Annotated in this window: 23 protein-coding genes; 14 read left to right on the forward strand and 9 right to left on the reverse strand. The window is 38.1% G+C overall.

The window, feature by feature from the left end; all coding sequences use genetic code 11:
- Nucleotides 1-303: 303 nt before the first annotated feature.
- The 3 genes from L2B55_RS02140 to L2B55_RS02150 all read left to right on the forward strand — a co-directional run bounded on the left by L2B55_RS02140 (nt 304) and on the right by L2B55_RS02150 (nt 3,259).
- The gene (locus L2B55_RS02140; protein ID WP_237848646.1) at nt 304-1,278 is read left to right on the forward strand and encodes an NAD-dependent epimerase/dehydratase family protein; all 975 of its coding nucleotides are present in this window, start codon (nt 304-306) and stop codon (nt 1,276-1,278) included.
- A 100-nt stretch (nt 1,279-1,378) separates the two neighbouring features.
- On the forward strand, nt 1,379-2,671 hold the full coding sequence (locus tag L2B55_RS02145; protein ID WP_237848647.1) for an HAD-IB family phosphatase: 1,293 nt from the start codon (nt 1,379-1,381) through the stop codon (nt 2,669-2,671).
- Nucleotides 2,672-2,683: 12 nt separating this feature from the next.
- The gene (locus L2B55_RS02150) at nt 2,684-3,259 is read left to right on the forward strand and encodes a 5-formyltetrahydrofolate cyclo-ligase (protein ID WP_237848648.1); all 576 of its coding nucleotides are present in this window, start codon (nt 2,684-2,686) and stop codon (nt 3,257-3,259) included.
- Here the strand turns inward: L2B55_RS02150 and L2B55_RS02155 are convergent, their stop codons facing one another.
- From L2B55_RS02155 to L2B55_RS02185, 7 genes are all read right to left on the reverse strand, one after another.
- On the reverse strand, nt 3,260-4,306 hold the full coding sequence (locus L2B55_RS02155) for a formimidoylglutamase (protein ID WP_237848649.1): 1,047 nt from the start codon (nt 4,304-4,306) through the stop codon (nt 3,260-3,262).
- Nucleotides 4,307-4,330: 24 nt separating this feature from the next.
- Nucleotides 4,331-4,666, reverse strand: a complete 336-nt coding sequence (locus L2B55_RS02160) for a hypothetical protein (protein ID WP_237848650.1) — start codon at nt 4,664-4,666, stop codon at nt 4,331-4,333.
- Between the two features lie 35 nt (nt 4,667-4,701).
- Nucleotides 4,702-5,955, reverse strand: coding sequence for an imidazolonepropionase (gene hutI, locus L2B55_RS02165; RefSeq protein WP_237848651.1), 1,254 nt, complete (start codon nt 5,953-5,955; stop codon nt 4,702-4,704).
- Between the two features lie 69 nt (nt 5,956-6,024).
- Nucleotides 6,025-6,792, reverse strand: a complete 768-nt coding sequence (locus L2B55_RS02170) for an exodeoxyribonuclease III (RefSeq protein ID WP_237848652.1) — start codon at nt 6,790-6,792, stop codon at nt 6,025-6,027.
- Nucleotides 6,792-7,514, reverse strand: coding sequence for a peptidylprolyl isomerase (locus tag L2B55_RS02175; RefSeq protein ID WP_237848653.1), 723 nt, complete (start codon nt 7,512-7,514; stop codon nt 6,792-6,794). Before L2B55_RS02175 ends, L2B55_RS02170 begins: the two co-directional genes overlap by 1 nt.
- 15 nt (nt 7,515-7,529) lie before the next feature.
- Nucleotides 7,530-7,883 (reverse strand): hypothetical protein, encoded by a 354-nt coding sequence (locus tag L2B55_RS02180; protein ID WP_237848654.1) that lies wholly within the window; start codon nt 7,881-7,883, stop codon nt 7,530-7,532.
- A gap of 159 nt (nt 7,884-8,042) precedes the next feature.
- Nucleotides 8,043-8,453: a DsrE family protein gene (locus L2B55_RS02185; protein ID WP_237848655.1), complete on the reverse strand. Its 411-nt coding sequence runs from the start codon at nt 8,451-8,453 to the stop codon at nt 8,043-8,045.
- A gap of 219 nt (nt 8,454-8,672) precedes the next feature.
- Here L2B55_RS02185 and L2B55_RS02190 point away from each other — a divergent pair, with 219 nt between their 5' ends.
- The 5 genes from L2B55_RS02190 to L2B55_RS02210 all read left to right on the forward strand — a co-directional run bounded on the left by L2B55_RS02190 (nt 8,673) and on the right by L2B55_RS02210 (nt 12,337).
- Nucleotides 8,673-8,948: a DUF4242 domain-containing protein gene (locus tag L2B55_RS02190; RefSeq protein WP_237848656.1), complete on the forward strand. Its 276-nt coding sequence runs from the start codon at nt 8,673-8,675 to the stop codon at nt 8,946-8,948.
- Between the two features lie 133 nt (nt 8,949-9,081).
- Nucleotides 9,082-10,230 (forward strand): M48 family metallopeptidase, encoded by a 1,149-nt coding sequence (locus L2B55_RS02195; protein ID WP_237848657.1) that lies wholly within the window; start codon nt 9,082-9,084, stop codon nt 10,228-10,230.
- A 38-nt stretch (nt 10,231-10,268) separates the two neighbouring features.
- Entirely contained in the window at nt 10,269-10,928 is a 660-nt protein-coding gene (locus L2B55_RS02200; protein WP_237848658.1) for a TIGR00266 family protein, read from the forward strand.
- 8 nt (nt 10,929-10,936) lie between these two features.
- Nucleotides 10,937-11,653 carry a TIGR00266 family protein gene (locus tag L2B55_RS02205; RefSeq protein WP_237848659.1) on the forward strand — a complete coding sequence of 239 codons (717 nt, stop codon included), beginning with the start codon at nt 10,937-10,939 and terminating at the stop codon, nt 11,651-11,653.
- A complete protein-coding gene (locus L2B55_RS02210) occupies nt 11,654-12,337 on the forward strand; it encodes a TIGR00266 family protein (RefSeq protein ID WP_237848660.1) in 684 nt (227 codons plus the stop codon).
- A 75-nt stretch (nt 12,338-12,412) separates the two neighbouring features.
- On the opposite strand, the gene L2B55_RS02215 is transcribed toward L2B55_RS02210, so the two are convergent.
- Nucleotides 12,413-13,309, reverse strand: coding sequence for a LysR family transcriptional regulator (locus tag L2B55_RS02215; RefSeq protein WP_237848661.1), 897 nt, complete (start codon nt 13,307-13,309; stop codon nt 12,413-12,415).
- Between the two features lie 83 nt (nt 13,310-13,392).
- On the opposite strand from L2B55_RS02215, the gene L2B55_RS02220 reads away from it, so the two are divergent.
- From L2B55_RS02220 to L2B55_RS02240, 5 genes are all read left to right on the forward strand, one after another.
- Nucleotides 13,393-15,393, forward strand: coding sequence for a urocanate hydratase (locus L2B55_RS02220; RefSeq protein ID WP_237848662.1), 2,001 nt, complete (start codon nt 13,393-13,395; stop codon nt 15,391-15,393).
- 190 nt (nt 15,394-15,583) lie between these two features.
- Entirely contained in the window at nt 15,584-15,901 is a 318-nt protein-coding gene (locus L2B55_RS02225) for a hypothetical protein (protein ID WP_237848663.1), read from the forward strand.
- A 135-nt stretch (nt 15,902-16,036) separates the two neighbouring features.
- A complete protein-coding gene (locus tag L2B55_RS02230) occupies nt 16,037-18,325 on the forward strand; it encodes a TonB-dependent receptor (RefSeq protein WP_237848664.1) in 2,289 nt (762 codons plus the stop codon).
- Nucleotides 18,326-18,596: 271 nt separating this feature from the next.
- On the forward strand, nt 18,597-19,865 hold the full coding sequence (locus tag L2B55_RS02235; RefSeq protein WP_237848665.1) for an aspartyl protease family protein: 1,269 nt from the start codon (nt 18,597-18,599) through the stop codon (nt 19,863-19,865).
- A 102-nt stretch (nt 19,866-19,967) separates the two neighbouring features.
- Entirely contained in the window at nt 19,968-22,466 is a 2,499-nt protein-coding gene (locus L2B55_RS02240) for a zinc-dependent metalloprotease (protein ID WP_237848666.1), read from the forward strand.
- A gap of 91 nt (nt 22,467-22,557) precedes the next feature.
- Here L2B55_RS02240 and L2B55_RS02245 read toward each other — a convergent pair whose 3' ends face one another.
- Nucleotides 22,558-23,766, reverse strand: a complete 1,209-nt coding sequence (locus L2B55_RS02245) for an anhydro-N-acetylmuramic acid kinase (protein ID WP_237848667.1) — start codon at nt 23,764-23,766, stop codon at nt 22,558-22,560.
- A gap of 240 nt (nt 23,767-24,006) precedes the next feature.
- Here L2B55_RS02245 and nagB point away from each other — a divergent pair, with 240 nt between their 5' ends.
- The gene (gene nagB / locus L2B55_RS02250) at nt 24,007-25,938 is read left to right on the forward strand and encodes a glucosamine-6-phosphate deaminase (RefSeq protein ID WP_237848668.1); all 1,932 of its coding nucleotides are present in this window, start codon (nt 24,007-24,009) and stop codon (nt 25,936-25,938) included.
- Nucleotides 25,939-25,993: the final 55 nt, after the last annotated feature.

The following is a 25,993-nucleotide window of genomic DNA, read 5'->3' on the forward strand; positions in this document are numbered from 1 at the left end:
TACTAAAGAACAGCAGTTAAAGACGTTACTTTACTTTCCATTTACCAGGCTATTTAAAGCAGAAGAGGAATTGGTCGCAAATAAGGTTGCCTATTGTTATTGCTGTGGTTTCAATAGGAATATTTTTCTTTGTTACTCAGGAGCAAATTGCGGGTAGAATATTAGCCCTTATAACTGCATTAACTGCACTTGTGCCTAACGTGCTTAATTTATTGCAAAGCGGAGGTTCCTCAAAAACTAATACACCGACTTAAAAGAGTCCTCCCCTAAAATTTCTATCTTGCGGAGGTAAAAAAAATATTTATGATTTTTATCACCGGCGCAACGGGTTTTTTAGGAACTCAATTGGTGCTTGATTTAATAAATGCAGGCAATAATGTTAGAGCGCTTAAACGCGCTTCCTCCTCAATTCCTTTCCAACTGCAAAATAAACCAATTGAGTGGGTTGAAGGCGATGTGCTTGATTATCACTCATTGGAAGATGCAATGCAGGGAGTGATGCATGTCTATCATTGTGCCGCTAAAGTTGCATTAAATCCAAAATATAAGGCTGAAATGTATAAAACCAATATTGAAGGCACTGCAAATATTGTTAATGCGTGTTTAGCTATGGGCGTAAAAAAGCTTATGCATGTAAGTTCAATTGCAGCGATTGGTTTTGCCAAACCTGGTGAGTTGATAACGGAAGATCATAAGTTTGAATACCTGCCTACCAATACTGCATATGCCATTAGTAAGTATGAAAGTGAAAATGAGGTTTGGCGTGGAGTTGCAGAAGGCTTAGAGGCAGTTGTTGTAAATCCTAGCATTATTTTGGGCATGGACAATTGGGAGCGAGGAAGCGGTCGGTTGTTTGGAGTAATAAATAAAGGTAATAAGTTTTATGCTGCAGGCGGTTGTGGCTATGTTGACGTTAGGGATGTAAGTGCCTGTATGATAAAACTGATGGAAACTGAAAAAATTACGAACAAGCGTTTTATTTTAAATGCTGATAATCTGAGTTTTAAAGAGTTGTTTGCTCTAATTGCAAATCACCTGAATAAACCTGCGCCATCCATCAACATAAAAAAATGGCATTTAGAAATTGGATGGAGAGCAGCTAAGCTTATTTCATGGATTACAGGAAAAGAGCCTGCATTAACCCGTGATACTGCAATTTCAGCTCCCGTAATCCAGTTCTATTCAAATCAAAGAATTATGAATGCTATTGGTCATTCATTTATTCCGGTTCAACAAAGTATTGTGGATATTGTTGCACGACAAAAAACACAGCTTTAAATCGTTTATATTTGTAATAAATACGAAAGTTTATTTCAAAATTAGAAACAATTGTAGATTTTTGTTGTGACTATTAATAGTAAAGTAAGGAAATAGAGCTTTGAAGAACCGATATATCATTGATTTCGACAGTACCTTTACCCAGGTTGAAGCATTAGACGAATTGGTAAAGATTTCGCTAGATGGACATCCTGATAAAAATAAAGTATTAAAGCAGATTGAAGACTATACAAATGCCGCCATGGAAGGGCGTTTGTCGTTTACAGAAAGCTTGCGTGAACGCGTGAAATTGTTAGGCGCTAATGAAGAGCATCTTAAAAAATTGGTTAAGGTATTGAAGAAAAAGGTTTCGAAGTCTTTTTCGCGTAACCGTAAATTCTTTGAGAAGCATTCTGATGAGGTTTATATCGTCTCAGGCGGCTTTAAGGAATTTATCACTCCGGTTGTAAGTGATTACAAAATCAGACCTGAGAACATTTATGCGAATACCTTTGAGTTTGACAAGAAAGGAACTATTGTAGGGTATGATACAGAAAACCCGTTGTCTCAGGAAGGTGGCAAGGTAAAGCTCCTGAAGGAACTGAATTGGGATGGTAACTTATACGGCATTGGCGATGGTTATTCCGATTTTCAACTGAAGGAATCAGGGTTGATTAAAAAATTCTTTGCTTATACTGAAAATATTGAAAGATCGAGTGTGGTAAAAAATGCCGATCACATTTTGCCAAGTTTTGATGAGTTTTTGTATGTAAATAATTTGCCAATGGCTATTTCATATCCTAAGAACAGGATACTTTGTTTATGCCTTGGTGATATTCCTGAAGAGTCAATCAATATTCTGAAAAAGGATGGTTTCTCCATTCGTCATAAATCATCTTTTGAAGAAAAATATGTAGCGGATGTGGGAATGTTATTGGTTGGTAGTAATGTTATTGTAGAGCCTGAAAAGTTGCAAGTAGCGTCAACACTTAAAACAATTGGTTTTTTGGGAAGTGCTAAAGATAAGCTGAATCTTGAGTTGTGTACCAAAATGGGGATTGTTGTTTTTGACGATCGTAAGAATAATCCGCGTAATAGTGAATTCATTCCTAAACGTATGGCCGACTTCATCAATAAAGGATCAAGTTATTTAAGTACCAATTTTCCGAATATTCAGCTGTTAACACAAGAAAAGGCTCATCGCTTAATACATATTCATCAAAATGTGCCAGGTATAATGGCTCAAATTAATAGTGTAATGGCCAGTCATGGCATTAATATTTTGGCTCAATACCTTAAAACCAATGAACATATAGGATATGTAATTACAGATGTAAATACTGAGTACGATAAAAAGGTAATAAAGGCCTTGAAGAAAATTGAGCATACCATTAAGTTCAGGTTGTTGTATTAGGAATTATTAGAATTGGAGTCGTCAAAGGCATATTTGCGTAAGCTGTACCTTTCAAAAAGGAAGAATCTTTCGGAGGGAGAGTTTGATCAAATAAATCACGCTTTACTGCAGCATTTTAAGCAAATTGATTTTACGAATATAAAGGTACTACACCTATTTTTGTCAATTGTTGAAAAGCATGAGCCTGATACCTCGTTATTGATAGCCTTTTTAAAAAGAGAATATCCTCATATCAAAATTGCTGTTCCCCAAAGTAACTTTTCATCGTTAACGTTAATGCACTTTTTAATGGATGATGAATTGGAGCTGGCAAAAAATGACTGGAATATTCCTGAGCCGGTTAAAGGGAACCTGGTATCGCCAGAAGAAATTGACATGGTATTGGTCCCCCTTTTAGCTGTTGATAAAAAAGGATACCGGGTTGGTTATGGCAAAGGCTTTTATGACAGGTTTTTAATCGAATGCAGATCAGATGTTAAAACAATTGGTTTGTCTCAATTTGAACCCATTGCTGCCATTTTGGATTATAATGAGTTTGATATTCCGCTCGATGAGTGTATCACCCCCACCCAACTTATCCATTTTTAACTATTTTCTTACCGCTTTAATAAAATCGCTAACCAGGTATGCAATGGTTTTGGCTACCCGATTGTCATTGTTATTGTTGGCAAGTGAAGGAGCTCCCTCGGCTATATGCAAATAGGCTGGTTTTAATAAGCATGCAGTATTATGAATGTAACGTCGTGCATCATTTACCATAAATCCGCTTTGCGTTTCAGCGCTTGATGGGATGTTAACAACAGTGTCAAGATCGATTTCAATACCTGTTGGAAGATCTTTTACGAAGTTAATGCCTTCTAAAACCGCAGAAGCTAGGTCAATTTTGGCATGTAGATAAATACTCTCAAATGTTATATAACCTAAATCTGGATTAGATTTTAGTTCATTAAGTACAGTTTGTGGCTGATAGTTCTGCTGTAAGCCAAGCATGAAATAATTCTTCAATAATTTTTCGTGGTAGGCATAACTAAAGCCATTGCCGCTGTGGCGACCTTCCAATGGACGAAAATCAGAATGAGCATCCATATTGATGCAATTGATCATTCTGTTGGGTAGTTGTCCTGCTTCATGTAAACCTTCGGCAACTGATTTAATTATAGGATATGAATTATTATGCCCGCCTCCTATTACTACTGGAATTTTACCTGCCTTAGCAATAAGTCTTACGATTTTAATTACACGCTTATCTACTTCTTCAACCAGTTTTCGGAGCTCTGCAGCTTGGTCATGCAGGAGTGGATTTAGCTTTTCGGAAGCAGCAAGCAGATCTGTAAAATCGATATGTCCCAGAACTAATAGTTCACTGCCGGAAAAGAAATCGTTGCTTTGAATATTCAATATGGCTTTCAATGCACCGCTCCAGGCATTATGAGCTCCTGTTCGCCCGAGGTTTGCCTTCACTCCTATATCCTCGGGTAATCCCAGTAAAACAAATCGGGCGGGAGAATTGACCAAGTCTTCCAGGAGATTATTGACTGAGGCTACGGTTAATACGCGTTCTCCTATTTTGGTTTCGTGTTCCCGGATGGAGGTCAGGCCTAAAATATACTCATCCGAATAAACTTGCAGTTTCATGGTGTTATTATTGGCAGGTTAAATTTATAGGTATTTGAGGAATGAGAAAAGCTTTCGTGTGTTTAAATATTCCGGATTGTTGTCGTTAAGGTAAGCTTCCTTCTCAAAACAGATATGGTGGTAAGCCTTATTGGTATCTCTGCAGATAATCCATCTAGCCAAAAACTCAATTGCATACCACAAATAAAAGAACACTAAAAGTAATTCAATTTGTTGCCGCAAATGAATGCGTTCATGATTTATTAGTGTCCAATCTTTTTTCAGTTCAGTTGATTTTAGAATCACAAACGGCCATAAAGTAATGGCTTGAGCAAAATTGCCCGTCAGCATTTTAAGAAATCGTTTGGAAACTAAAATCATAAGTCTTTTTCTTTAATTGTTTTAAAGACAGTTTGCTAAATTTTTCTTCCCTTAATTAAAATTGAATCAATTAAGTTGGATCCGAAAGCATAAGGTATGAAGTTTACCGAAGGAATAGCTTTTGTAATTATTAAATTGGCTTGTTTACCCTTTGTAATACTGCCGTGAGTCGTAGATAAATCCATAGCATAAGAGCCATTTAAGGTTGCTGCATTTATTGCTTCGTTAGGAAGCATTTTCATTTTAATACATGCTAATGCGACAACTAAATTCATGTTTCCTGATGGAGTGGTCCCTGGGTTGAAATCCGTAGCCAGAGCTACTCCTAACCCGGCATCAATCATTCCCCGTGCATTTGCAAAAGGGATGTTTATAAACAAAGAACAAGACGGTAATAATGTTGCCATGGTTGAGGCTCCCTTTAAGGATTCAATAACAGCATTATCTGTAACTTCTAAATGATCAACAGAAAGTGTCCCTTTTCTTACACATGCTTGTGTTGCTCCTAAGTTGGTAAATTGATTTGCATGAATTTTGGCCTTTAATCCAAATTTGGCTCCAGCTTCAATCACCCGTTCGGTCTGTTCAATTGAAAAGTAGTTTTGTTCGCAGAAAGCATCAATATAATCTGCAAGACCTTCATCGGCAATTTCTGGAAGTAACCTATTTAGAAGCATGTCTAAATACGCTTCCTGATTTTGCTTGTATTCTTGTGGAAATGCATGAGCCCCTAAAAATGTTGCTTTTACTGGCAATGGAAACGTTTCTTTTAAGCGCCGTATGACACGCAACATTTTTAATTCAGCTTCGTAACTCAATCCATAACCGCTTTTAATCTCAATAGCACCGGTTCCTAAACTCATTACCTCTTGTAGGCGAAGTGCAGCACTGTCGTAGAGTTCGCTTTCAGATGTATTTGCTAGTTTGCGGGCAGAGTTAAGAATACCTCCGCCAGCAGCTGTGATCTCTTCGTAGGTTTTTCCCTGGATCTTCATCAAAAATTCTTCTTCCCGCGAGGCGGCAAAAACTAAATGTGTATGAGAGTCACACCAAGTTGGTAATACCAATTTGCCTTGAGCATCTACAATTTCAGACTGTGTGCCTTGAGCCAGAGAAAGCATTTCGGTATGCCCAAGGTTGTCCATTGAGCCAAAGTCGGCAATTTTGCCATGTTCTATTTTCAACCAGGCATTCTCAATTGAGGGGAGTTCAGCCATTTCAGCTCCTTGGAGTCTTAATTTTCCTTCAGGCTGAATACCGCAAAGCTGTTTTATATTGACGATTAACATTTTGTAATTACCGGGTTTAGGTTACAAATTACGAGTTATTTCTAATCCAAAACTCATAACTTGTTAATTTTAAAGTTCTAAAAGTATGGGGCAATGATCTGAATGCTTTGCTTCAGGTAAAATGGTTGCTCGTTTTAAACTAGTCTCAAGCTCTTTTGTGACCAAATGATAATCGATGCGCCAGCCTAAGTTTTTGGCTCTGGAATTAGCCCTGAAACTCCACCAGGTATAATTGTGAGGTTCTCTGTTGAAATGGCGAAACGTGTCAATAAAACCGCTGCTAATAAAATTTTCCATCCATTCGCGTTCTTCAGGTAAAAAGCCCGAGGAGTTTGCATTTGATTTAGGATTGTGGATGTCAATGGCACGATGGCAAATATTGTAATCGCCGGAGATAATTAATTTAGGATATTTCCAACGTAGTTGAGTTGCATATTCCATAAAGAAGTCCAAAAACTCAAACTTTATATTTTGCCGCTCTTCTCCACTTGATCCGGAGGGAATATATACACTCATCACCGAAACATCCGCAAAATCAACCCTAACCATTCGTCCTTCAAAGTCGTACTGCTCGTGTCCACAGCCAAACTCAACTGCCTCCGGCTGTAAACGCGATAAAATTGCCACGCCACTATAACCTTTTTTTTGAGCGGGATACCAATACTGATATCTGTATCCCATTTCTTCAAGTAGGGTGATTTCCTGTGGAATGTTTTCAGGATGGGCCTTAATCTCTTGCAAACAAACAACATCAGCAGCAGTAGCTTGTAGCCAGCTTAGCCAACCTTTTGAAATTGCAGAACGGATACCGTTTACGTTATATGAGATAATCTTCATTAGTTACTGCTCTTTTGCTGCTTCTTTAATTCCTTTTCTAATTTTTTAGTTTCACGCTTTGAAAGTAATTCAACTTTCATTCTTATGTCCGTAACAGGGCGGTTATTTTCATCTGTTTTGGTGGAAGCAATTTTATCAACCATTTCAAGGCCTTTTACGACCTCCCCATATACAGTATAGTTTTGGTCGAGGTGAGGAGTGCCGCCAATTGTTTTATAAACTTCTCGTTGTGAAGCCGGGATTTTTCTGCCTTTCAACCGGGTTTGTTCTAACTTAGCTAAATCTGCATCAGTAAATTTCTTTCCTTGAACAATATAAAATTGGCATCCGCTTGAAGCTTTAGCCGGGTTGTTATCTCGTGCTGCAGCTAAAACTCCTTTTTTATGAAACAAACTGTCGTTAAACTCTGCTGGAATGGTATAGCCTGTATCGCCTTCTCCCAATACTTTGTCTTTGGGTGCTCGTTTTGAATCAGGGTCTCCACCTTGAATCATAAAATTTTTAATTACTCGGTGAAACATGAGGCTATCGTAAAAGTGCTGCTGAGTTAATTTAATAAAATTGTCTCGGTGCAGTGGAGTAGAATTATATAACCTGGCGATACAAATTCCAGAATCTGTGGTAAATTTTACGTAGTAATTAGGTTGTTTTTTTTGAGCATGGGCTTGTGTTGTATTGAAAAGAGCAATAAAAGAAAGTAACGTATAAAAAAGCTTTTTCATGTAATTTTAATTGGTTTAGAAAGAGGTATCGTAAAGTTGTTCAAAATAATGCACAATGAGCGATTTCATTAACATTTCCTGTTCGAGCATGGTGTAGTTTGGTATCTTTTTTACCAGTTCCCAATGCGGCCAACCGTCTTGATCAAGTCCTTTAAGTTCATAAAAGCCCATATCGCTAAACAAGCGACAAGTTGCTATGTGCATCAATTCTTCTTTTTGTCTTTTGGAGAATTTCTTTGGCCCTTTGCCTAGTTCCTGAACACCGATGAGGAAGAGCATTACTTTAAGGTCAGGTGTATCACTGTCAAAATCCTCAGCAATGCGGGTCTGAAGTTTGGGCCATTTTATATTTATTTCTGATGGAGTCATTTGAATTTATAAATTTAAGTTAGAGAACGGTGTTAAAGCACCCTTGTTTTAAAACGCGCTAAATTATCCATTTCATTTTAAAATAGGCTCATTCAAATTGAGGGTATGTTTAAAAAGAAACAGGCAATTTGAGATAACTAAATTGCCTGTTCCACGTATTTATCGGGCCGCTTTAATATAGCCCCAGCCTTGCCTTTGCTTCATAAGAATCTCATAAATGCCATCAGGAACTGTTGTAACATTTGGCAAAAGCTGACTTTTGTCGATGTTTTGATTTTTCATTGCAGCTTCGCACACCACAAATGAAATGTTCTTGTTTGCAACTAACTTTGAAATGTCATCAGCAACTACTGACTTATCCTTAAGTACCATTTCAAGCCCTTTTGAGTACATCACTACTTCTAATTTCGCATCAGGTGTTGATTTTGTAATTCCATTTAGCCACCTTATTATAGACCGGTGATCAGACGTGTCCTTACTCGTTAGGTCAAATACCACTTTATAGTCGGTTTTTTGAGCAAAAGTGAATAATGGGAACAGGAGCCCCATAAAAATGAGTAGCTTTTTCATAGCAATAAATTTAGATGTGTAAAATTACTGAATGTAGAGTGCTTTCAAGCTGTTTTTGCTGAATAACTTTTAATTTTAAATTGCTTAAGTTCATGTAAATCAATAGATTTATACAGATTCATTTTTCATTAAAAGAACAAGACATCCTTCCATCATTACAAGGCTTTTGTGATTTTGACCAGCAAATCTTTTTTCAATAAATATTAATCAGGAGGTTATATGCCAAAATTTGTGATTGAAAGAGAAATCCCTAATGTGGGCAATCTTTCCCAGAATGAACTGACCGGAATTGCGCAAAAGTCTTGCGATGTTTTAAGGTCAATGGGTCCTCAAATTCAATGGGTGCACAGTTACGTTACGGGCGATAAGATATATTGTGTATACATCGCACCAAATGAAGAGGAGGTTAAGAAACATGCCGAACTTGGCGGGTTTCCTGCCAATAAAATATCAAAGGTTGCTGAAATTATTGATCCCACAACTGCAGAAGCATAATAATATATAAACAAAGGCGGTTTTACCGCCTTTGTTGTTAAAGAGATTGAATCATACTGTTGAAAACTTTCCCATTAGTTTTCCTTTTGAAAAAAATAGCTTAGGCAGCTACATTTATCACCAGTAGTTTACCATGCTTATTCAAGAAAACCAAATTAAACCACAGATCTATCAAGCTATACTAATTCATCCAAACATTTCAGGAGGACGATGTTCCGGTAATCTGTTCTTAACGGCTAGTGGAGTGTTTTTCGATTCAGAAGCAATTAACTATTCCATTAGTTTGATGAACTTAATCATTAATGCAGGTGGAGCCGGGAATCGTTTTGTTTTTTTTAGAGATAAAGATCACGACAATATATCAATTTACACTTCAGATAAATCGGTATTAAAGAATGAGGTAATTGTAGCAAATCGAAACCTTAACGAACAGGTCAGTTACGCCAAGAAAATGTTGAACAAATTGATGTTAGGAACTCTTGCTTTGTTAGGGGCTGTTGTTTTACTAATTGGAGCTCTTTATTTGTTAAAAGATAAAATGGTGGAAGGACTCGCTTCTCAAGTTCCGGTTGAATGGGAGAAAGCTGCGGGAGATAAGCTTTTTACAGCCCTATCCTTACAATATAATATCATTCAAAATGATTCTTTAGAGAAGGAATTTGTTAAGGTTGCTGGTCCATTATTCAAACAAGTTGAAAGTCAAGGGTACAAAGTCGACTTATATTTTGTTAAAGATCCTACAATTAATGCATTCGCTTTACCTGGAGGAAAAGTTGTTGTACAAACCGGGTTAATTGAAAATGCCAAATCGTGGGAAGAGGTAATGGGAGTTTTGGGGCATGAGCTGGCGCACGTCACTCGTCGTCATCATATTAGAAGTGTAATCAATAATATAGGGGTTTTTACCATCCTTGCTGCAACCCTAGGTGATGTAAGTGCCCTGGCCGGAACGTTTGCCAATATTGGAGGTGATCTAGCTTCGCTTTCAAATAGTAGGGCTTTTGAGCACGAAGCCGATGAAACAGGTCTTGATTACCTTGTTGCTGCTAAGATAAACCCTCAGGGATTAATCTCATTCTTTGAAACCCTGAAAAAAGAACACGAAACTAAACTCAATAAAAAGGTAGAAGAAACTATAGACTTGTCTTTCTTATCTACCCACCCGAGCACTCAGGATCGTATTGATAATTTAAAAGAAAGAATAAAAAAAATTAACCTAAGGTTTTCACCTTTGCCTGGGAATTTCAATTCTTTTAAAGCTGTATTACAAAAAAGCAAATAAATCGCAATCGTCAATAATTTATTAAAACCAACTATACAATGAAACTAATTGTTCTAGGAAAACCAGTTTTTGCCCACGTAGCGGTGGAGCTAGAACCCGGTGAAACGTTCATTGCAGAGTCAGATGCCATGTCGAGTATGTCGGCAGAGTTGGATATGACAGCAAAATTCAATGGCGGTTTCTTCGGGGGATTAATTAAAAAGTTTTTGGGTGGTGAAAGTTTATTTATTAATCATTTTACCAATAATACTGATAAATCGTTAAGTCTCCACTTAACTCAACCTACCCCTGGAGATATTAATGTAAAAGAATTGAACGGCGAGAGCTATTGCATTCAAAGAGGGGCTTATATTGCTTCAGATCCCGGTGTAAAATTGGGCGTTAGATGGGCTGGTTTTGGTTCTTTAATTGGAGGTGAAGGGCTTTTCAAATTGGAGGTTTCGGGACAGGGAAAAGTAGTTTTTGGTGCGTACGGAGGAATCATCGAAAAGGAAATTAATGGGGAATACATAGTGGATTCAGGCCATTTAGTTGCCTATGAGCCGGATATGAAACTTAAGCCACAGTTGGCAGGAGGAATTTTCGGAAGCCTTTTTGGTGGTGAGGGATTTGTTACCCGAGTAGAAGGAAAAGGTAAGATTTATTTGCAGACCCGCAACATGGCAGGTTTGGCATCATGGGTTAACAAACATTTATAAGATTTCACATGGAAGCACAAATTACAGATACTATAACAAATAAACTCGACGTAACCATCAGGATGCGTCCAGGATCATCAGCCGCAGAGATTAATCTAATGCCTGGTCAGGAGTTTACTGCCGAAGCAGGCGCTATGATTGCAATGAGTCCATTTATTCAAATGACTACTACGACTCATAAAAAGAATTCAGGTGGTATAATGAAAGGATTAAAACGAATGATTTCAGGTGAGAGTTTCTTCTTAAACCATTATTCGGCAGGCAGTCAAGGCGGAACCGTTTGGTTAGGAGCTACGCACGCCGGTGATATGATGGTTAAGGAGCTAAACGGTGAGGGAATCATTGTACAAGGAGGCTCTTACGTGGCCAGCAGTCCAGAGATTGATATTGATATGAACTGGCAGGGCTTTAAATCACTTATTTCTAAAGAAGGGTTATTCTGGTTAGGAATAAGAGGTAAAGGAACCGTAATAGTTAACTCATTTGGCGCCATTTACCCGGTTCAAGTTAATGGCGAATATATTGTTGATACTGGGCATATTGTTGCCTTTGAAGAAAGCTTGAATTTCTCATTGAGCAAAGCCGGAAAGAGCTGGATCAGCTCTATTTTAGGCGGTGAAGGCTTAGTATGCAAATTTAAGGGACAAGGGACTGTATGGATTCAATCGCACAACACAACCTCTTTCGGAAATATTTTGGGCGTAAGACTTAAAGCAAGGAAATAAATGGAAACTCAAGATAAAAAAGGATTTGATTTTAAAATGGATTGCAAGCCTGATTATGGTTTTGTAACCATCAATATACCATCCGGGCAGAAACTAAAGGTTGAAGCCGCAGCTATGGCCACCATGGATACCAATATCGAAATGAAAACCAAATTAAAGGGCGGTTTCTCTCGTTTTTTAACTGGGGAGTCACTATTTATTAACGAGTTTTCAGCAGTAAATGGAAATGGCGATATTCAAATTGCACCGGCTTGCCCGGGAGATGTAGAACATATCTATTTGAATAATGAAACCATTTATTTACAGAACACGGCCTTTTTGGCTTCGGCAGAAACCGTTAATGTTGAGACTAAGTTTCAAGGCCTGATGAGAGGCTTTTTCTCGGGCGAAAGCTTCTTTTTGATAAAATGTTCTGGTCAGGGTGATTTATGGTTTAACTCTTACGGAGGTATTATTGAAATTGATGTTGAGGACGGTTATTTAGTAGATACCGGGCACATTGTTGCCTTTACCGAGGGACTGCAATATGAAATTTCGAGAGTTGGGGGTTATAAATCCTTATTCTTCTCAGGAGAAGGATTGGTATGTCGTTTTAGCGGAAAAGGTAAAGTTTGGATTCAGACTCGCAAAATTGGTCCGTTTATTAGTTGGGTGCACCCGTTCCGTCCGGCGGGTAAAAATTAATTAATCTTAGGGATTGAACTTTATAAAGAAGGTGGCTAATTGGTCACCTTTCTTTGTTATGCTATTATTCGGACTCTAGTCAACAGCTTCCTTTGTCAACAAATCAACAACATTCTTTAATGCCGGTTTTCGATTGTTTTCTTTCCATATGGCAAATAATTGGGTGCGTTGAGGGATATGAGTGAGTTCCAGAAATTTGACTTTTAAATCGAAACCGTATTGAAGCCCTGTGGGTACAATGGCAATGCCCAAACCCTCTTCCACCAGTTTAAAAATGGTTAATGCATTTACTGATTTATGAAAAACCTGAGGCCTAAATCCGTGATCTTCGCAAATGCTCATGATCAGATCATGATAAAAGGGACTGTCTTCGCTCGAGAAAAAAATAAAGGGAGCAGAACGAAGTGATTTTACCGATTCATAACTGGGTTTATTTAAAAGATGGTCTATTGGTAGCACCAGAGAAAAGGTATCCTGATGCACAAGGTATTTGGCTATGCCTTCTTTAAATTGATGAGTGCGAACAAAGCCTAGGTCGAGTTTACTCTTTTCAATAAGTTCAACCTGTAATTTATTGGGCAATTCTTCTAAAACTGTCCTAATGCCAGGGTATTCTTTATTTAACTTCAGCACCAATTCAGGAATGACCCTTTGTGCAGCCGAACCTAAAAAGCCAATTCGGATTTCGGTTTCTTTTCCCAAACTAATGTTTTCAAGTTGCTGTTGAATGGTATCCAGATGGTTGAATATAAAATCCGCCTCTTTTTTTAGATAAATACCAGCCTCTGTTAGCTCTACCTTCTTCTTGGTTCTGTCAAATAAACTAACCTTATAGAGTTCTTCCATTTGTTTAATCTGCCGGCTAAGTCCAGGCTGAGAAATAAACAGTCGTTCTGCTGCTTTTCTGTATTTTAATTCCTCGGCCAGTACTTGGAAGTATTTCAGATGGCGTAATTCTATTTGATAACTCATGGTTATTAATTGATGATGAAAATGGTATTTATAGGTATCAAATGTAGCGTTTATTTTTGCGTAAACCATTTACTCATAGTGTTATGACTTTCAAAGAGCAAATACTTCAAGGCATTCCATCTCAATTGCCAAAGAAAAAATCATATGATACAACTGTAAGCCATGCGCCAATAAGGAAACAGATATTAAGTAAGGAAGAAAAAAAACTTAGTTTACGTAATGCATTGCGTTATTTTCCAGCTCACTGGCATCAAGAGCTGGCTTCTGAGTTTTTAGAGGAATTGGAAAAATATGGCAGGATTTACATGTATCGTTTCATGCCAGAATATGCTATGTATGCTCGCCCAATCCATGAATATCCGAATAAAAGTTTGCAGGCAGCTGCAATAATGTTGATGATTCAGAATAACCTGGACCCAGCGGTAGCACAGCACCCACACGAGCTAATCACCTATGGCGGTAATGGTGCAGTATTTCAAAACTGGGCACAGTATCTGTTAACGATGCAGTACTTGGCAACCATGACCAATGAGCAAACTCTAAATATTTACAGTGGGCACCCTCAGGGCTTGTTTCCTTCAAGTACAGCTGCTCCTAGAGTTGTGGTAACCAACGGAATGATGATTCCTAATTATTCTACTCCAGATGATTGGGAGAAATATAATGCATTGGGAGTTACTCAATACGGTCAAATGACAGCCGGTTCTTATATGTACATTGGTCCGCAAGGTATTGTTCATGGAACAACTATTACTGTAATGAATGCTTTCCGTAAGAAACTTGGACAGAATGCCGAAACAAAAGGAAAAGTCTTCCTTACAGCAGGTTTAGGTGGAATGAGTGGCGCTCAACCGAAAGCGGGCAATATTGCCGGTTGTATAACTGTTTGTGCCGAAGTAAATCCCGCTGCTGCAAGAAAAAGACATTCACAAGGCTGGGTGGATGAATTGATTGAAGACATGAGATTGTTGGTGGAAAGGGTGAAGGTCGCAAAGGAAAAGCAAGAGACTGTTTCTTTGGCGTTTATTGGCAATGTTGTAGACGTTTGGGAAAGATTTGATCAGGAACAAATCTTTATTGAAATTGGTTCTGACCAAACTTCATTACATAATCCATGGTCAGGCGGATACTATCCGGTAGGCCTAAGCTTTGAGGAAGCTAATCGAATGATCGCTTCTAATCCTGAACTTTTTAAAGAGAAAGTAAGGGAGTCGCTTAGACGACATGCTGCTGCTGTTAACAGTCATTGCGCAAAAGGCACATACTTCTTTGATTATGGTAACGCGTTTTTATTGGAATGTAGCAGAGCCGGAGCAGATGTAATGGCCGAAAATGGAATCGATTTTAAATACCCTTCATATGTTCAAGATATTTTAGGGCCTATGTGCTTTGATTATGGATTTGGTCCTTTTAGGTGGGTATGTACTTCTGGCAATCCGAAGGATCTGCAAATTACAGACAGAATTGCCAAAGAAGTTTTGGAAGAAATTAAAGCACAATCACCGGCTGAAATTCAGCAACAAATGCAGGATAACATCGTCTGGATTAACAACGCTGAAGAAAATAAGCTGGTGGTAGGGTCTCAGGCTCGGATTCTTTATGCTGATGCTGAGGGCCGTGCTAAAATTGCGTTAAGATTCAATGAAGTCATTAAGGAAGGACTCTTGTCAGCTCCGGTTGTTTTGGGTCGCGATCACCATGATGTAAGCGGTACGGATTCTCCGTTTAGAGAAACCAGCAATATTTACGATGGTAGCAAGTTTACTGCCGATATGGCTGTTCACAATGTTATAGGCGATAGTTTTAGGGGCGCAACCTGGGTTTCAATCCATAATGGAGGAGGTGTTGGATGGGGTGAAGTTATTAACGGGGGCTTCGGAATGGTTTTGGATGGAACCGACGAGGCTGCCCTGAAATTACAGAACATGCTGTTTTTTGATGTAAACAACGGTATTGCCAGAAGAAGCTGGGCCCGAAATAAAGAAGCTCGTTTTGCTATCGAAAGAGAAATGGATAGAACGCCTACTCTGAAGGTTACCATACCTAATCTTGTTGATGATAGCGTATTAAATAACTTGTTTTAGCAGCAGAAATACTAAACAAAAGCCCCTTCCTTGTTTTTATGCTTGAGAAGGGGTTTTCAAATCTCTTACAGGTCGGCTAAAATAAAGACTTTGTTACGCTTAAGGTTTCGGTTTTCGGTGATTTGGTTTGTTTTATTTACTCTATTACTTTTGTAGTGTGAGACATGCAGCAAAAAAACGAAATTTGAGGATGAGTTTATCGGGCATACTATTCTTAGTATTCCTTATAACACAAATTCCTTTTGCCGTATTGCACCATCATGATACAGATACTTCAATTCAAGCAGCTTCTACTGATATTGCAAAATGCCATGTGGTAAAGGAATGCACTGAAGCTTCCTCCTGTTTGATTTGTCATTTTCACTTTGTCAAAGACTTTCTTGTTGAAAAGAATTTCTCAATAACTGTTCATCATTTTGTTTACAAGGTTTTTGCAACAGAAAACCTTTCTCCTCAATTATTTAATCTTGCCCTTAAGGAGTTAAGAGGCCCTCCTGCTTTGTTCTAATTTCATGATTCACTGCATTCGTCGAGTAAATGTTTAATGCGATGAAGCACATTTTAGTATTTCCAATTATCACGTATTAAATAGTTGCATGCTTGCCAGAAATGAAAGGTCGGGCGTCATGTATATATGAAATTTATGAAAGCAAAGTTCTTAATTTTTTTTATAGCATTTATTTTTTCGGCTGTTAGTCTTTCAGCGAATGTGATTCCTGTGGCTAACTTAACCGGAAGAGTTACAGACAAACAAAATGGGCAGCCTATAATAGGTGCCTTCGTGGGCGTTTCAAGTTTGCGTGTAGGTACAGTTACAAATAATAACGGGGATTATCTGCTGACTAATGTGCCTAGAGTCAAACTCCTAATTGACGTAAGTTGTGTTGGCTACAAAACCCTTACTCAGACAGTTGATTTGGCAAGTACAGCAAAAGTGGATTTTGAGCTCGAAATGTCTGTGATAGAAGCTGATGAGGTTGTTGTTACGGGGTCTCCGATAATGGGCAAAAATTCAAAAAACAGTACCCCGATTGAAACAGTGACCCGTCAGCAATTGGTGCAAAGCGGGGCTTCCAATATTGTTGATGCCTTAAGTAATGTTCCTGGTATTTCTCAGGTAACAACAGGAAGTGCGATTTCCAAACCTGTAATTCGCGGATTGAGTTATAACCGGGTAGTAACATTGAATAATGACGTAAAACAAGAAGGGCAACAATGGGGAGATGAACATGGTATTGAAATTGACCAATATGGTGCTGCCAAGGTAGAAGTATTGCGTGGTCCTGCCAGTTTGTTTTATGGCTCTGATGCCTTGGGAGGGGTTATTAATATAATTGATCCGGTGGTTGCTAATCCAGGAGCTGTAAAAGGTCAATTTACCACCAATTACTCAACTAATAATGGTTTAACTGCAACAAATATCCAATTTGACGGTAATGCCAATGGCTTTGTTTATCGAATTAACGGAACATACAAAAATGCAATGTCATACAAATCTCCTGTAGAGCGCGTGTATAACAGCGCTTTTAGAGAAGATGATATAGCTGCGATGGTCGGACTCAGTAAAAACTGGGGTTTTGCCCACTTAAGCTACTCGCGTTTTAATTCCAAACTTGGTCTAACTGAAGGAGAAAGAGACGCTAATGGACAATTTGTTGATATGGAAGGGAATACAGTTTCGGCAACTGATTTAAAAAGTCGCTCTTTGTTTCTTCCTTTTCAGCATATAACACATCAGAAGGTTGCTTTAAACTCTAATGTTAGTGTTGGGAGCGGGTTTTTAAAAACCACACTAGGTTTTCAAAATAATCAACGCAGGGAGCTGGAAGAATCAATTGTAGATCCTTCTGCTTATTTCTATCTGAATACCTATTCGTTAGACAGTAAATATTACTTCGAGGCAATTAACGGCTGGGCTCCTGTGATTGGAATCTCTGGAATAATTCAGAATAATAGTAATAGGGGTGAAGAAGCGCTGATCCCAGCATATGACATGTATTCCGGAGGGATATTTACCTATGTTAAAAAGGAATGGGAAAAGACTAGCATTGATGCAGGAATGCGTTTCGATACAAGGAAAATTAATGGAAAAGAGGAGTTTGATTTTAGTGCATTTTCAAACAGTTTTTCTAATATCTCAGCTTCAGTTGGAGCAACTCATCAGTTAAGTGAAAAGATTAACCTGAAAGGTCATATTGGTCGTGGGTTTAGAGCTCCAAATATTGCTGAACTTAGTGCCAATGGAGTGCATGAAGGCGCTTTTAGATATGAGATCGGTAATCCCGAATTAAAGCAAGAAACTAGTCTGCAATTTGATGCTTCAATGGATTGGGTGAGCAAGTACCTTACAATTGAGTTGAACGGGTATTATAATTTCATAAACGATTATATCTATTATCAGAATACCAATAACGAGGAAATTGTTGTTGATGGAGAGTTATTTCCGGTTTATCGTTATGTTCAGGGGAATTCAGCAATTAGAGGATTAGAATTCAGTTTTGATGTTCACCCGGTTGATCAACTGCACTTTGAGAACTCTTTTGCCTATACTCGTGGAACTAACAACGAAGCAAAAACAGACCTTCCATTTATTCCGCAAGCTAAATTAATTAATACAATACGATATGATTTTGAAGGGAAAAAAGAGGCAGCATTAACAGATTTGTATGCTAGTTTAGGGGTAGAAACAAGCTTTAAGCAAGATAAAGTAGATCCTTTTGAAACAGTATCAAATGGATATACTTTACTAAACTTATCAATTGGAGCAACTATACACTCAAAAGCAGGTAAACCTGTTGTTTCATTATTTGTGTCGGGCAAAAACCTAACTGACAAGAATTATATAGATCATTTAAGCCGATTCAAAGGAATTGGGGTGTCAAATATTGGTAGAAATATAACATTTGGCATAACTGTTCCTTTTGCCAATTAGCAATGAAGCTATTTACAGGAAAGACGATCTTTTGGGTCGTTTTTTTTTGTTTTAAACCGAAAGTAATAGTGAATTTTAGCTATATAAATTTAACTAGTAGTTAACTCGATCTTTTATTTGACTCAATGGCAGTAATTAAAATAAACAATAAGTTAATTATCTATTAAAAATATTACACTATATACAATCTTAAAAGGTGGTTTTTTGTTATATTTATATATAGCGCTCTCAGCCATAAAACCCTAGTCGAAAACTTAAACCGCCATAAAAAATGATTTGTTACGATAACATATCATTTAAGCTACCAAACTTCTACAGGAAACTCCTGCTAAGTGTATTTTTATTGTTTTCGGGTTTAAATGCTTTTTCACAATATCAGTTTCAGATTAAAGAAAATAAGAGTCAGTTTACGATGCCATTTGAGTTTAATCGTAATCTTATCATTCTACCAGTTTATATCAATGATAAAGGACCATTTAATTTTATTCTCGATAGTGGGGTAAGTATAGTATTAATCACCAACCCATCTTTAAAAGATTCGTTAAATCTCCAGCTGGGTCGCCAAGTAACCATTAAAGGTTTGGGCGAAGGCGATGACTTAATAGCTCAAATAGTTACCGGAATGAACATGAGCATCGGTAAAGCAGAATGTCCGATCATGGCAGGGGCAATTTTGCCGAAAGATATTCTTGATTTAACTTCATACGTGGGCATGCCAGTATTTGGGATTATTGGCTATGACTTTTTTAGCAGCTTTGTTGTAAAGATAAATTATGTTAATCAGGTGATCACGGTTTTTAATAGTGATGAATTTAAACCACCTCGTAAATGCAAACCCATACCATTATTGATTGAAAATCAGAGAGCCTATGTTTTTGCCGATGTAATTATGAAAGATAATACCTCTGTAAAAACTAAATTGATAATTGATACTGGAGCAGGACATCCTGTTTCACTGGAACCTTCAACTAATCCCGCTATTAAAGTTCCTGACTCCACGCTTAGTGCGTTTTTAGGTCGAGGTTTAAGTGGTCCAATTGATGGGCATATTGGCAGGATTAAACATTTGGCCTTTAGTGATATTGAGGTTAATAATGTAATTACTTCGTTTCCCAATCATAATGATGTTACGGCTAAAGTGTTAGCAAATAACAGAAATGGAAATATCGGAAATGACTTGTTGAAGCGTTTTACGGTTATTTTTGATTATCAACGATCACAAATGTTTCTTAAGCCTAATGCTTATTTTAATCTGCCATTTGAACACGATATGAGCGGTCTTGAATTAATTACTTCGTCAAAAGATTCGCGCAGGTATTTTGTCTCATTGGTTCAACCAGGTTCACCTGCTGATCAGGCCGGTTTACAAAAGGATGATGAAATTATTTCCATCAATTTAAGACCTGTTTCAGAAATGCCAGTTTCTGAAGTTGATAATTTACTCCGTTCAAAAGACAACCGAGGCTTGTTAATTCAATTCCACAGAAAAAACACGACAGGCTCTAATTATGTAGTACTTACACTTAAACGTAGGGTGTAATAGATTGGTTATTGTAAAATCTCTGTTGTCCCTCCCTTTTATAGTAAAAAAATGAGGTGAAGGTGTAGTTTTGTTGCTTTAACCTTACAAAAGAAAACTTCAATGCACTATTGTAAAAAGAACTTAAAGTTTGCGGGCATTCTATTGCTCGCAGGGGCTATTGCTTTGCCGGCATTAGCACAACAAAAAGGTATGCCTCAGCGTACTGGAGCGCCAATGGGAGCTATGCCTCAACAAGGTCCTCAAGGCAACCCAATGACAAAACCGGGTATTAGACCTTACTCTGAGGTTATCACTTCTAAGGCAATTACCGATAAGGGCTTATTTAACGTTCACAAAGTAGAGGATCGTTATTTCTATGAGATTCCTGATTCATTGATGAATCGTGACTTTTTGCTGGTAACACGTACCGTTAAAACTGCTAACGGTGTTGGTTATGGGGGCGAAATCATGGATTCGAAAGTATTACGTTTCGAGAAGTTTGAGAAGAAAAAAGTATTTATTCGTGAGATTTCTTACGATGTAGTAGTTGATAAGAACTCTGATATGTTCCAGTCAGTTCAAAACTCAAACGTTCAGCCAATTATTGGCAGTTTGGATATTAAATCCCTTGCAAAAGACTCCGCAGGTGTGGTAATTGATGTTACGGACCTGTTTGCAAAAGATAATACTACATTTTCGTTTCCCGAATCTGACCGTAAAAAATATCGTATCGCCGGAGCAGATGAAAGCCGCTCATATATCAGTAGTATAAAAAGTTACCCAATTAATGTTGAGGTAAAGAATGTATTTACTTATCGTATTTCTGGGGCAAACCCAATGGATGCTGGAGGTATAGCAACTGTTGAAATTAACAATTCGATGTTGTTGTTGCCTAAAGTACCAATGATGCCTCGTTTTTTTGATAGTCGTGTTGGGTATTTTGCTCAAAGTCAGGCTGACTTTAGTGCAGAAGAGCAACAAGTGGCTAGAACAAACTACATCCGTCGTTGGAGATTAGAGCCTAAAGATATGGAAGCATACAAACGCGGTGAGTTGGTGGAGCCTAAGAAACAAATTGTTTATTATTTAGATCCTGCTACTCCTGCTAAATGGCGCCCGTACTTAATTGCCGGTGTAAACGACTGGAATAAAGCATTTGAACAAGCTGGTTTTAAAAATGCCATTGTTTGTAAAGAAGCTCCAACTCCTGAGCAAGATCCAGAGTTCAGTACTGAAGATGCTCGTTATTCTGTAATCCGTTATTTTGCTTCAGACATTCCTAATGCTTATGGCCCGCATGTGGCAGACCCTCGTTCAGGTGAAATCATTGAAAGCCATATTGGTTGGTATCATAACGTAATGAAACTGGTTCGTAACTGGTTCTTTATTCAAACTTCGGCTGTAAACCCTGATGCTCGCACAATGAACTTCAAGGATGAGGTAATGGGTCAGTTGATTCGTTTCGTTTCATCTCATGAGGTTGGACATACTTTAGGTTTACGCCATAATTTTGGTTCAAGTTTCGCTTATTCAGTTGATTCATTACGTTCAGCAACATTCACCCAAAAGATGGGTACTGCTCCATCAATTATGGATTACGCACGTTTTAATTATGTTGCACAACCTGAAGACAAAGGAGTGAATTTGTATCCTGCCATTGGTGTGTATGACCGTTATGCTATTGACTGGGGATATCGTGTAATTCCTGGTGTTAAATCAGCCAAAGAAGAAGAATCTACCCTGAATAAAATGATTGTTAAGCATTCAGGCGATCCATTGTATTTCTTTGGTACTGAATCGAATCCTGCTGATCCTCGTTCACAAAACGAAGATTTAGGTAACGATGCGGTAAAAGCCAGTATGTACGGTATTAAAAATCTTAAGCGTGTGTTGCCTAACTTAACAAAGTGGACATATGAAGAAGGCAAAGATTATGGGGATTTAAAAGAAATGTACGGAGAGTTAACCACCCAATGGGGACGTTACATGGGTCACGTTATTAAAAATATTGGTGGTGTATATGAAACTCCTAAATCATACGATCAAAAGGGAGATGTATATATGCCGGTTTCTAAAGATGTTCAAAAGAAAGCTGTGGCATTCTTAAATGAACAGGCAATGGCTACTCCTACTTGGTTAATTGATCAGTCAATTTTGCGTAAGTTCGATCAGTCGAATGTGGTTGACCGCGTTAGGGCTGCCCAGGTAAATGTGCTGAACGGTATGTTAAACGGAGATAAAATTGGACGTTTAATTGAATTCGAAACCACTAACCCTGGAACTACTTATACCGTTAGTGAGTTGCTTAAAGATGTTAGAGCAGGAGTATGGGCTGAATTAGCGACAGGTAAAAACATCGATACGTATCGCAGAAACTTACAACGTGCATATGTAGAGCGTTTGGCTCAGTTGTTAACTCCTGTAAATCAGGAAAATATTCCACAGCAAATGCGTCGACCAGATCAAACTTTATCTGATTTGCGTCCGTTAGTAAAAATGGAGTTGAAAACTTTACAAAGTCAAATTGTTGCAGCAATGCCTAAATATGCTTCTGTAAATAAAGCTCACCTTGAAGATTTATCGCAACGTATAAAAGATATTTTAAATCCGAAATCTTAATAAGGTTTTGATTTAATAATAAAAAGAGCCAGGAATAAGAAATTAGTATTTCGAACTCCTGGCTCTTTATTTTTAGGCTTTTTATAACGTATTACTGCATTGGAAACGAAATTTTACCCATTGTTACCTTGGGGATTTCACGTTGCATATTGCCAAATAGGTTTTCCTTCTCTCCTGCTACTAACTCGTTAGCTAAAACTGAAAACAATACAGCTTCTTTCGCGTCCGGTAAAATATTTAGTTCTTCGGTTGAATAAAAAATACAGTTCGGTAAGTTTTCTTTCAGCCCATTCATAATTGCAGGGTTATGAATACCTCCGCCACTGGAATATAAATGAAGTATTTGATTTGATTTAAAACACTCCTTGATTGAGGTAACTATTGAATCAATTGTGAACTGAGTGAGTGTGCAAATAATATCCTCAGGTTTTAAAAAATCTGTGTTACTTTTCTGAATGGCATTCTCAACATAAGCAATGCTGAACAACTCTGGCCCGGTTGATTTAGGATATTCTTCAGAAAAGAAAGAATGATCATTTAAACTGTTTAGTAGTTCTGCGTTTAATTTACCACTTAGGGCTATTTTTCCATCTTCGTCAAAGTCCTTTCCTGGAAAATATTTCCGAACGAAAGCGTCAATTAAGGTATTGCCGGGACCCACGTCGGTTGAAAATACCTTTAACGGATCCAAATCTGCCGAAAGGTAAGTGAAATTCGCTATCCCTCCCATGTTAAGCATGATTCGATTTTCTCCCTTTTTCGAAAAAATGAGATAATCTCCATAAACGGCTAGAGGGGCCCCTTCACCGCCAGCGGCAATATGTTTTTGTCTGAAATCACTTACCGTAATAATGCCGGTATTTACAGCCAAATGATCGCCATCGCCGATTTGAAGGGTTGAATTGCCAAATTTTTCTTTTTGATGCAAACGCTTAGGCATGTGAAACACCGTTTGCCCGTGGCTGGCAATCAAGTCAACTTCTTCTGACTTTATGTTCCAATTTTTTAAACATTTGGTAATGAGCTCAGCGTGTTTAATGGCTATCCATGGGTTGAGAACGCATAGTTGTTCGAAGCTTATCTCTGGTTTGGCAAATATTTTTCTTATTTCCTCTTTAAAATCTTCATCAAAACCAATTGTATCAAATTGAAGAATTTGAACTTCAGTTTGAGGTCCCGAGCCTTTAATTTTACATAAAGCAACGTCTAATCCATCTAATGATGTGCCCGACATAAGTCCGATGATTAGACGTTCGCTTTGTTTTGAAATACGATATAGCCGTTCAATTTGCTGCAGCATGGAGATATGGTAATTGTAGTTAGAAAAAAGGTAAATTTAAGTTCTTTAGCTAAACATCGTTTAAATCCGAGCAATATTGAAATTTTGATAAAAATTGAAGGATTTCGTGTCAGTTTTTTTTGAAATTGTATTGACAAATAATTAAACTTAAAATGCTATTTTTGAATCTGATTTAAAAAAACATATAATAGCTTGCCAAATACCTATACTTTGGCTATTTTTTTTAAGGAAACTTTAAATATGAGTAACAGTTCAGCAAATCAAGGAAGGGCTCGTTTTGAGCGAATTCCAACCCAGATTTACAGCAATTCTTCTTTAGCGTCAGTTGCTGTAGCAAAAGAAATTGCCGATTTAATTCGTCAACGTCAACAAGAAGGGAAACACGTTGTTTTGGGCCTTGCTACAGGTTCTACTCCAATTAAAGTGTATAAAGAATTAATTCGTTTGCATAAAGAAGAAGGACTGAGCTTCTCTAATGTGTATTCATTTAATTTGGATGAATATTTTCCAATGCAACCTGACTCTGTTCATAGCTATGTGCGTTTTATGGAAGATCAGTTGTTTAATTATGTAGATATACCTAAAGGAAACTATAATATTCCTGATGGTACATTACCACAGGAGCAAATTGCAGACTTCTGTATCGCATACGAGCAAAAGATAGAGGATTTAGGAGGGCTTGATTTTCAATTATTAGGAATTGGTGGAAACGGTCACATTGGATTTAACGAACCAGGTTCCTTGCAAAATTCAAGAACCCGTTTAATTACCCTAGATCAGGTTACCCGTGCGGCGGCTGCCGGTGAGTTTCAAGGTTTGCGTAATGTGCCTCGCAAAGCCATTACTACTGGGGTATCAACAATAATGAAGGCTCGTCGAATTGTGTTAATGGGTTGGGGCGAAGGTAAATCAAGTATTGTAGCAAGCGCTGTTGAAGGCCCAATTACTGATCAGGTGCCGGCTTCTTACTTGCAGTTGCACACTAATACCACCTTTGTAATTGACGAAGCATGTTCAAGTGAGTTGACCAAAATTAAAACTCCTTGGGCTGTTGAGTCTGTGGTTTGGGATAACGCAATGACGAAAAAGGCGGTTTGTCACCTGGCATTAACCCTTGGCAAGTCAATATTAAAGCTAACCAATAAAGATTATAACGATAACGGTATGGGAGATCTATTGTCTAAATACGGACATGCCCACGACCTTAACATCGATGTATTCAATCAACTACAACATACCATCACCGGATGGCCGGGAGGTAAACCTAATGCAGACGATTCAACTCGCCCAGAGCGCGCGCAGCCTGCTAAAAAGCGTGTTATTATCTTCTCGCCACACCCTGATGATGATATCATCTCAATGGGTGGGACGTTTCAACGTTTGCATGATCAGGGCCACGAAGTACATGTAGGCTACCAAACTTCAGGTAATATTGCCGTGGCTGATGATGAGGCAGTTCGTTTTGCTGAGTTTGTGGTAAACTTTAACAATAAATTCGGCTTTGATAATAGCAATGCTTGCAAGGTTTATAATGACATTGCTTCATTTGTAAAAGCGAAGAAAACAAGTCAGATAGATACACATGAATTGCGTCAGATAAAAGGAATGATGCGTGTGGGAGAGGCTAAAGCAACCTGTCGTTTTGTAGGTATTCCGGAGGAGAACGCTCATTTTATGAATCTACCGTTCTATGAAACTGGTGCTGTTCAAAAAAATCCACCAACTGATGTGGATATTGAAATCACGATGGATTTGATTAAACAAATCAAACCTCATCAAATTTTTGCTGCAGGAGATTTAGCTGATCCGCATGGAACTCACAAGGTTTGTTTAGATGTGATTTTTGAAGCATTAAAAAGGTTAAAAGCTGATCCTGCTAATGCAGAGTGGATAAAAGACTGCTGGTTGTGGTTATACCGTGGAGCATGGGCTGAGTGGGATATTCATGAAATTGAAATGGCAGTTCCAATGAGTCCGGAGCAGGTTTTGATTAAACGTTTTGGAATATGGAAGCACCAGTCGCAAAAAGACGGAGTGGTATTCCAGGGGCAAGATGCTCGCGAGTTCTGGCAGCGTGCTGAAGAGCGTAACAGTGGAACTGCTCAATTGTACGATAAACTTGGTTTGTCTGATTATGCTGCCATGGAAGCCTTTGTAAGATGGCATTACTAACTATGTAAATAAAATAATACTAGATGCCCTCGGTTTTACCGGGGGCATTTTTTGT

The organism is Solitalea lacus (assembly GCF_022014595.1).
GTDB lineage: Bacteria > Bacteroidota > Bacteroidia > Sphingobacteriales > Sphingobacteriaceae > Solitalea > Solitalea lacus.

Bases quoted from the DNA above. Each gene is read 5' to 3' on its own strand.
- L2B55_RS02235 (WP_237848665.1), top strand. From the start codon at position 18,597: ATGATTTGTTACGATAACATATCATTTAAGCTACCAAACTTCTACAGG.
- L2B55_RS02185 (WP_237848655.1), bottom strand. From the start codon at position 8,453: ATGAAAAAGCTACTCATTTTTATGGGGCTCCTGTTCCCATTATTCACT.
- L2B55_RS02160 (WP_237848650.1), bottom strand. From the start codon at position 4,666: ATGATTTTAGTTTCCAAACGATTTCTTAAAATGCTGACGGGCAATTTT.
- L2B55_RS02195 (WP_237848657.1), top strand. From the start codon at position 9,082: ATGCTTATTCAAGAAAACCAAATTAAACCACAGATCTATCAAGCTATA.
- L2B55_RS02225 (WP_237848663.1), top strand. From the start codon at position 15,584: ATGAGTTTATCGGGCATACTATTCTTAGTATTCCTTATAACACAAATT.
- L2B55_RS02245 (WP_237848667.1), bottom strand. From the start codon at position 23,766: ATGCTGCAGCAAATTGAACGGCTATATCGTATTTCAAAACAAAGCGAA.
- L2B55_RS02215 (WP_237848661.1), bottom strand. From the start codon at position 13,309: ATGAGTTATCAAATAGAATTACGCCATCTGAAATACTTCCAAGTACTG.
- L2B55_RS02140 (WP_237848646.1), top strand. From the start codon at position 304: ATGATTTTTATCACCGGCGCAACGGGTTTTTTAGGAACTCAATTGGTG.
- L2B55_RS02230 (WP_237848664.1), top strand. From the start codon at position 16,037: ATGAAAGCAAAGTTCTTAATTTTTTTTATAGCATTTATTTTTTCGGCT.
- L2B55_RS02210 (WP_237848660.1), top strand. From the start codon at position 11,654: ATGGAAACTCAAGATAAAAAAGGATTTGATTTTAAAATGGATTGCAAG.
- L2B55_RS02175 (WP_237848653.1), bottom strand. From the start codon at position 7,514: ATGAAAAAGCTTTTTTATACGTTACTTTCTTTTATTGCTCTTTTCAAT.
- L2B55_RS02190 (WP_237848656.1), top strand. From the start codon at position 8,673: ATGCCAAAATTTGTGATTGAAAGAGAAATCCCTAATGTGGGCAATCTT.
- L2B55_RS02180 (WP_237848654.1), bottom strand. From the start codon at position 7,883: ATGACTCCATCAGAAATAAATATAAAATGGCCCAAACTTCAGACCCGC.
- L2B55_RS02205 (WP_237848659.1), top strand. From the start codon at position 10,937: ATGGAAGCACAAATTACAGATACTATAACAAATAAACTCGACGTAACC.
- L2B55_RS02155 (WP_237848649.1), bottom strand. From the start codon at position 4,306: ATGAAACTGCAAGTTTATTCGGATGAGTATATTTTAGGCCTGACCTCC.
- L2B55_RS02240 (WP_237848666.1), top strand. From the start codon at position 19,968: ATGCACTATTGTAAAAAGAACTTAAAGTTTGCGGGCATTCTATTGCTC.
- hutI (WP_237848651.1), bottom strand. From the start codon at position 5,955: ATGTTAATCGTCAATATAAAACAGCTTTGCGGTATTCAGCCTGAAGGA.
- L2B55_RS02170 (WP_237848652.1), bottom strand. From the start codon at position 6,792: ATGAAGATTATCTCATATAACGTAAACGGTATCCGTTCTGCAATTTCA.
- L2B55_RS02200 (WP_237848658.1), top strand. From the start codon at position 10,269: ATGAAACTAATTGTTCTAGGAAAACCAGTTTTTGCCCACGTAGCGGTG.
- L2B55_RS02220 (WP_237848662.1), top strand. From the start codon at position 13,393: ATGACTTTCAAAGAGCAAATACTTCAAGGCATTCCATCTCAATTGCCA.
- nagB (WP_237848668.1), top strand. From the start codon at position 24,007: ATGAGTAACAGTTCAGCAAATCAAGGAAGGGCTCGTTTTGAGCGAATT.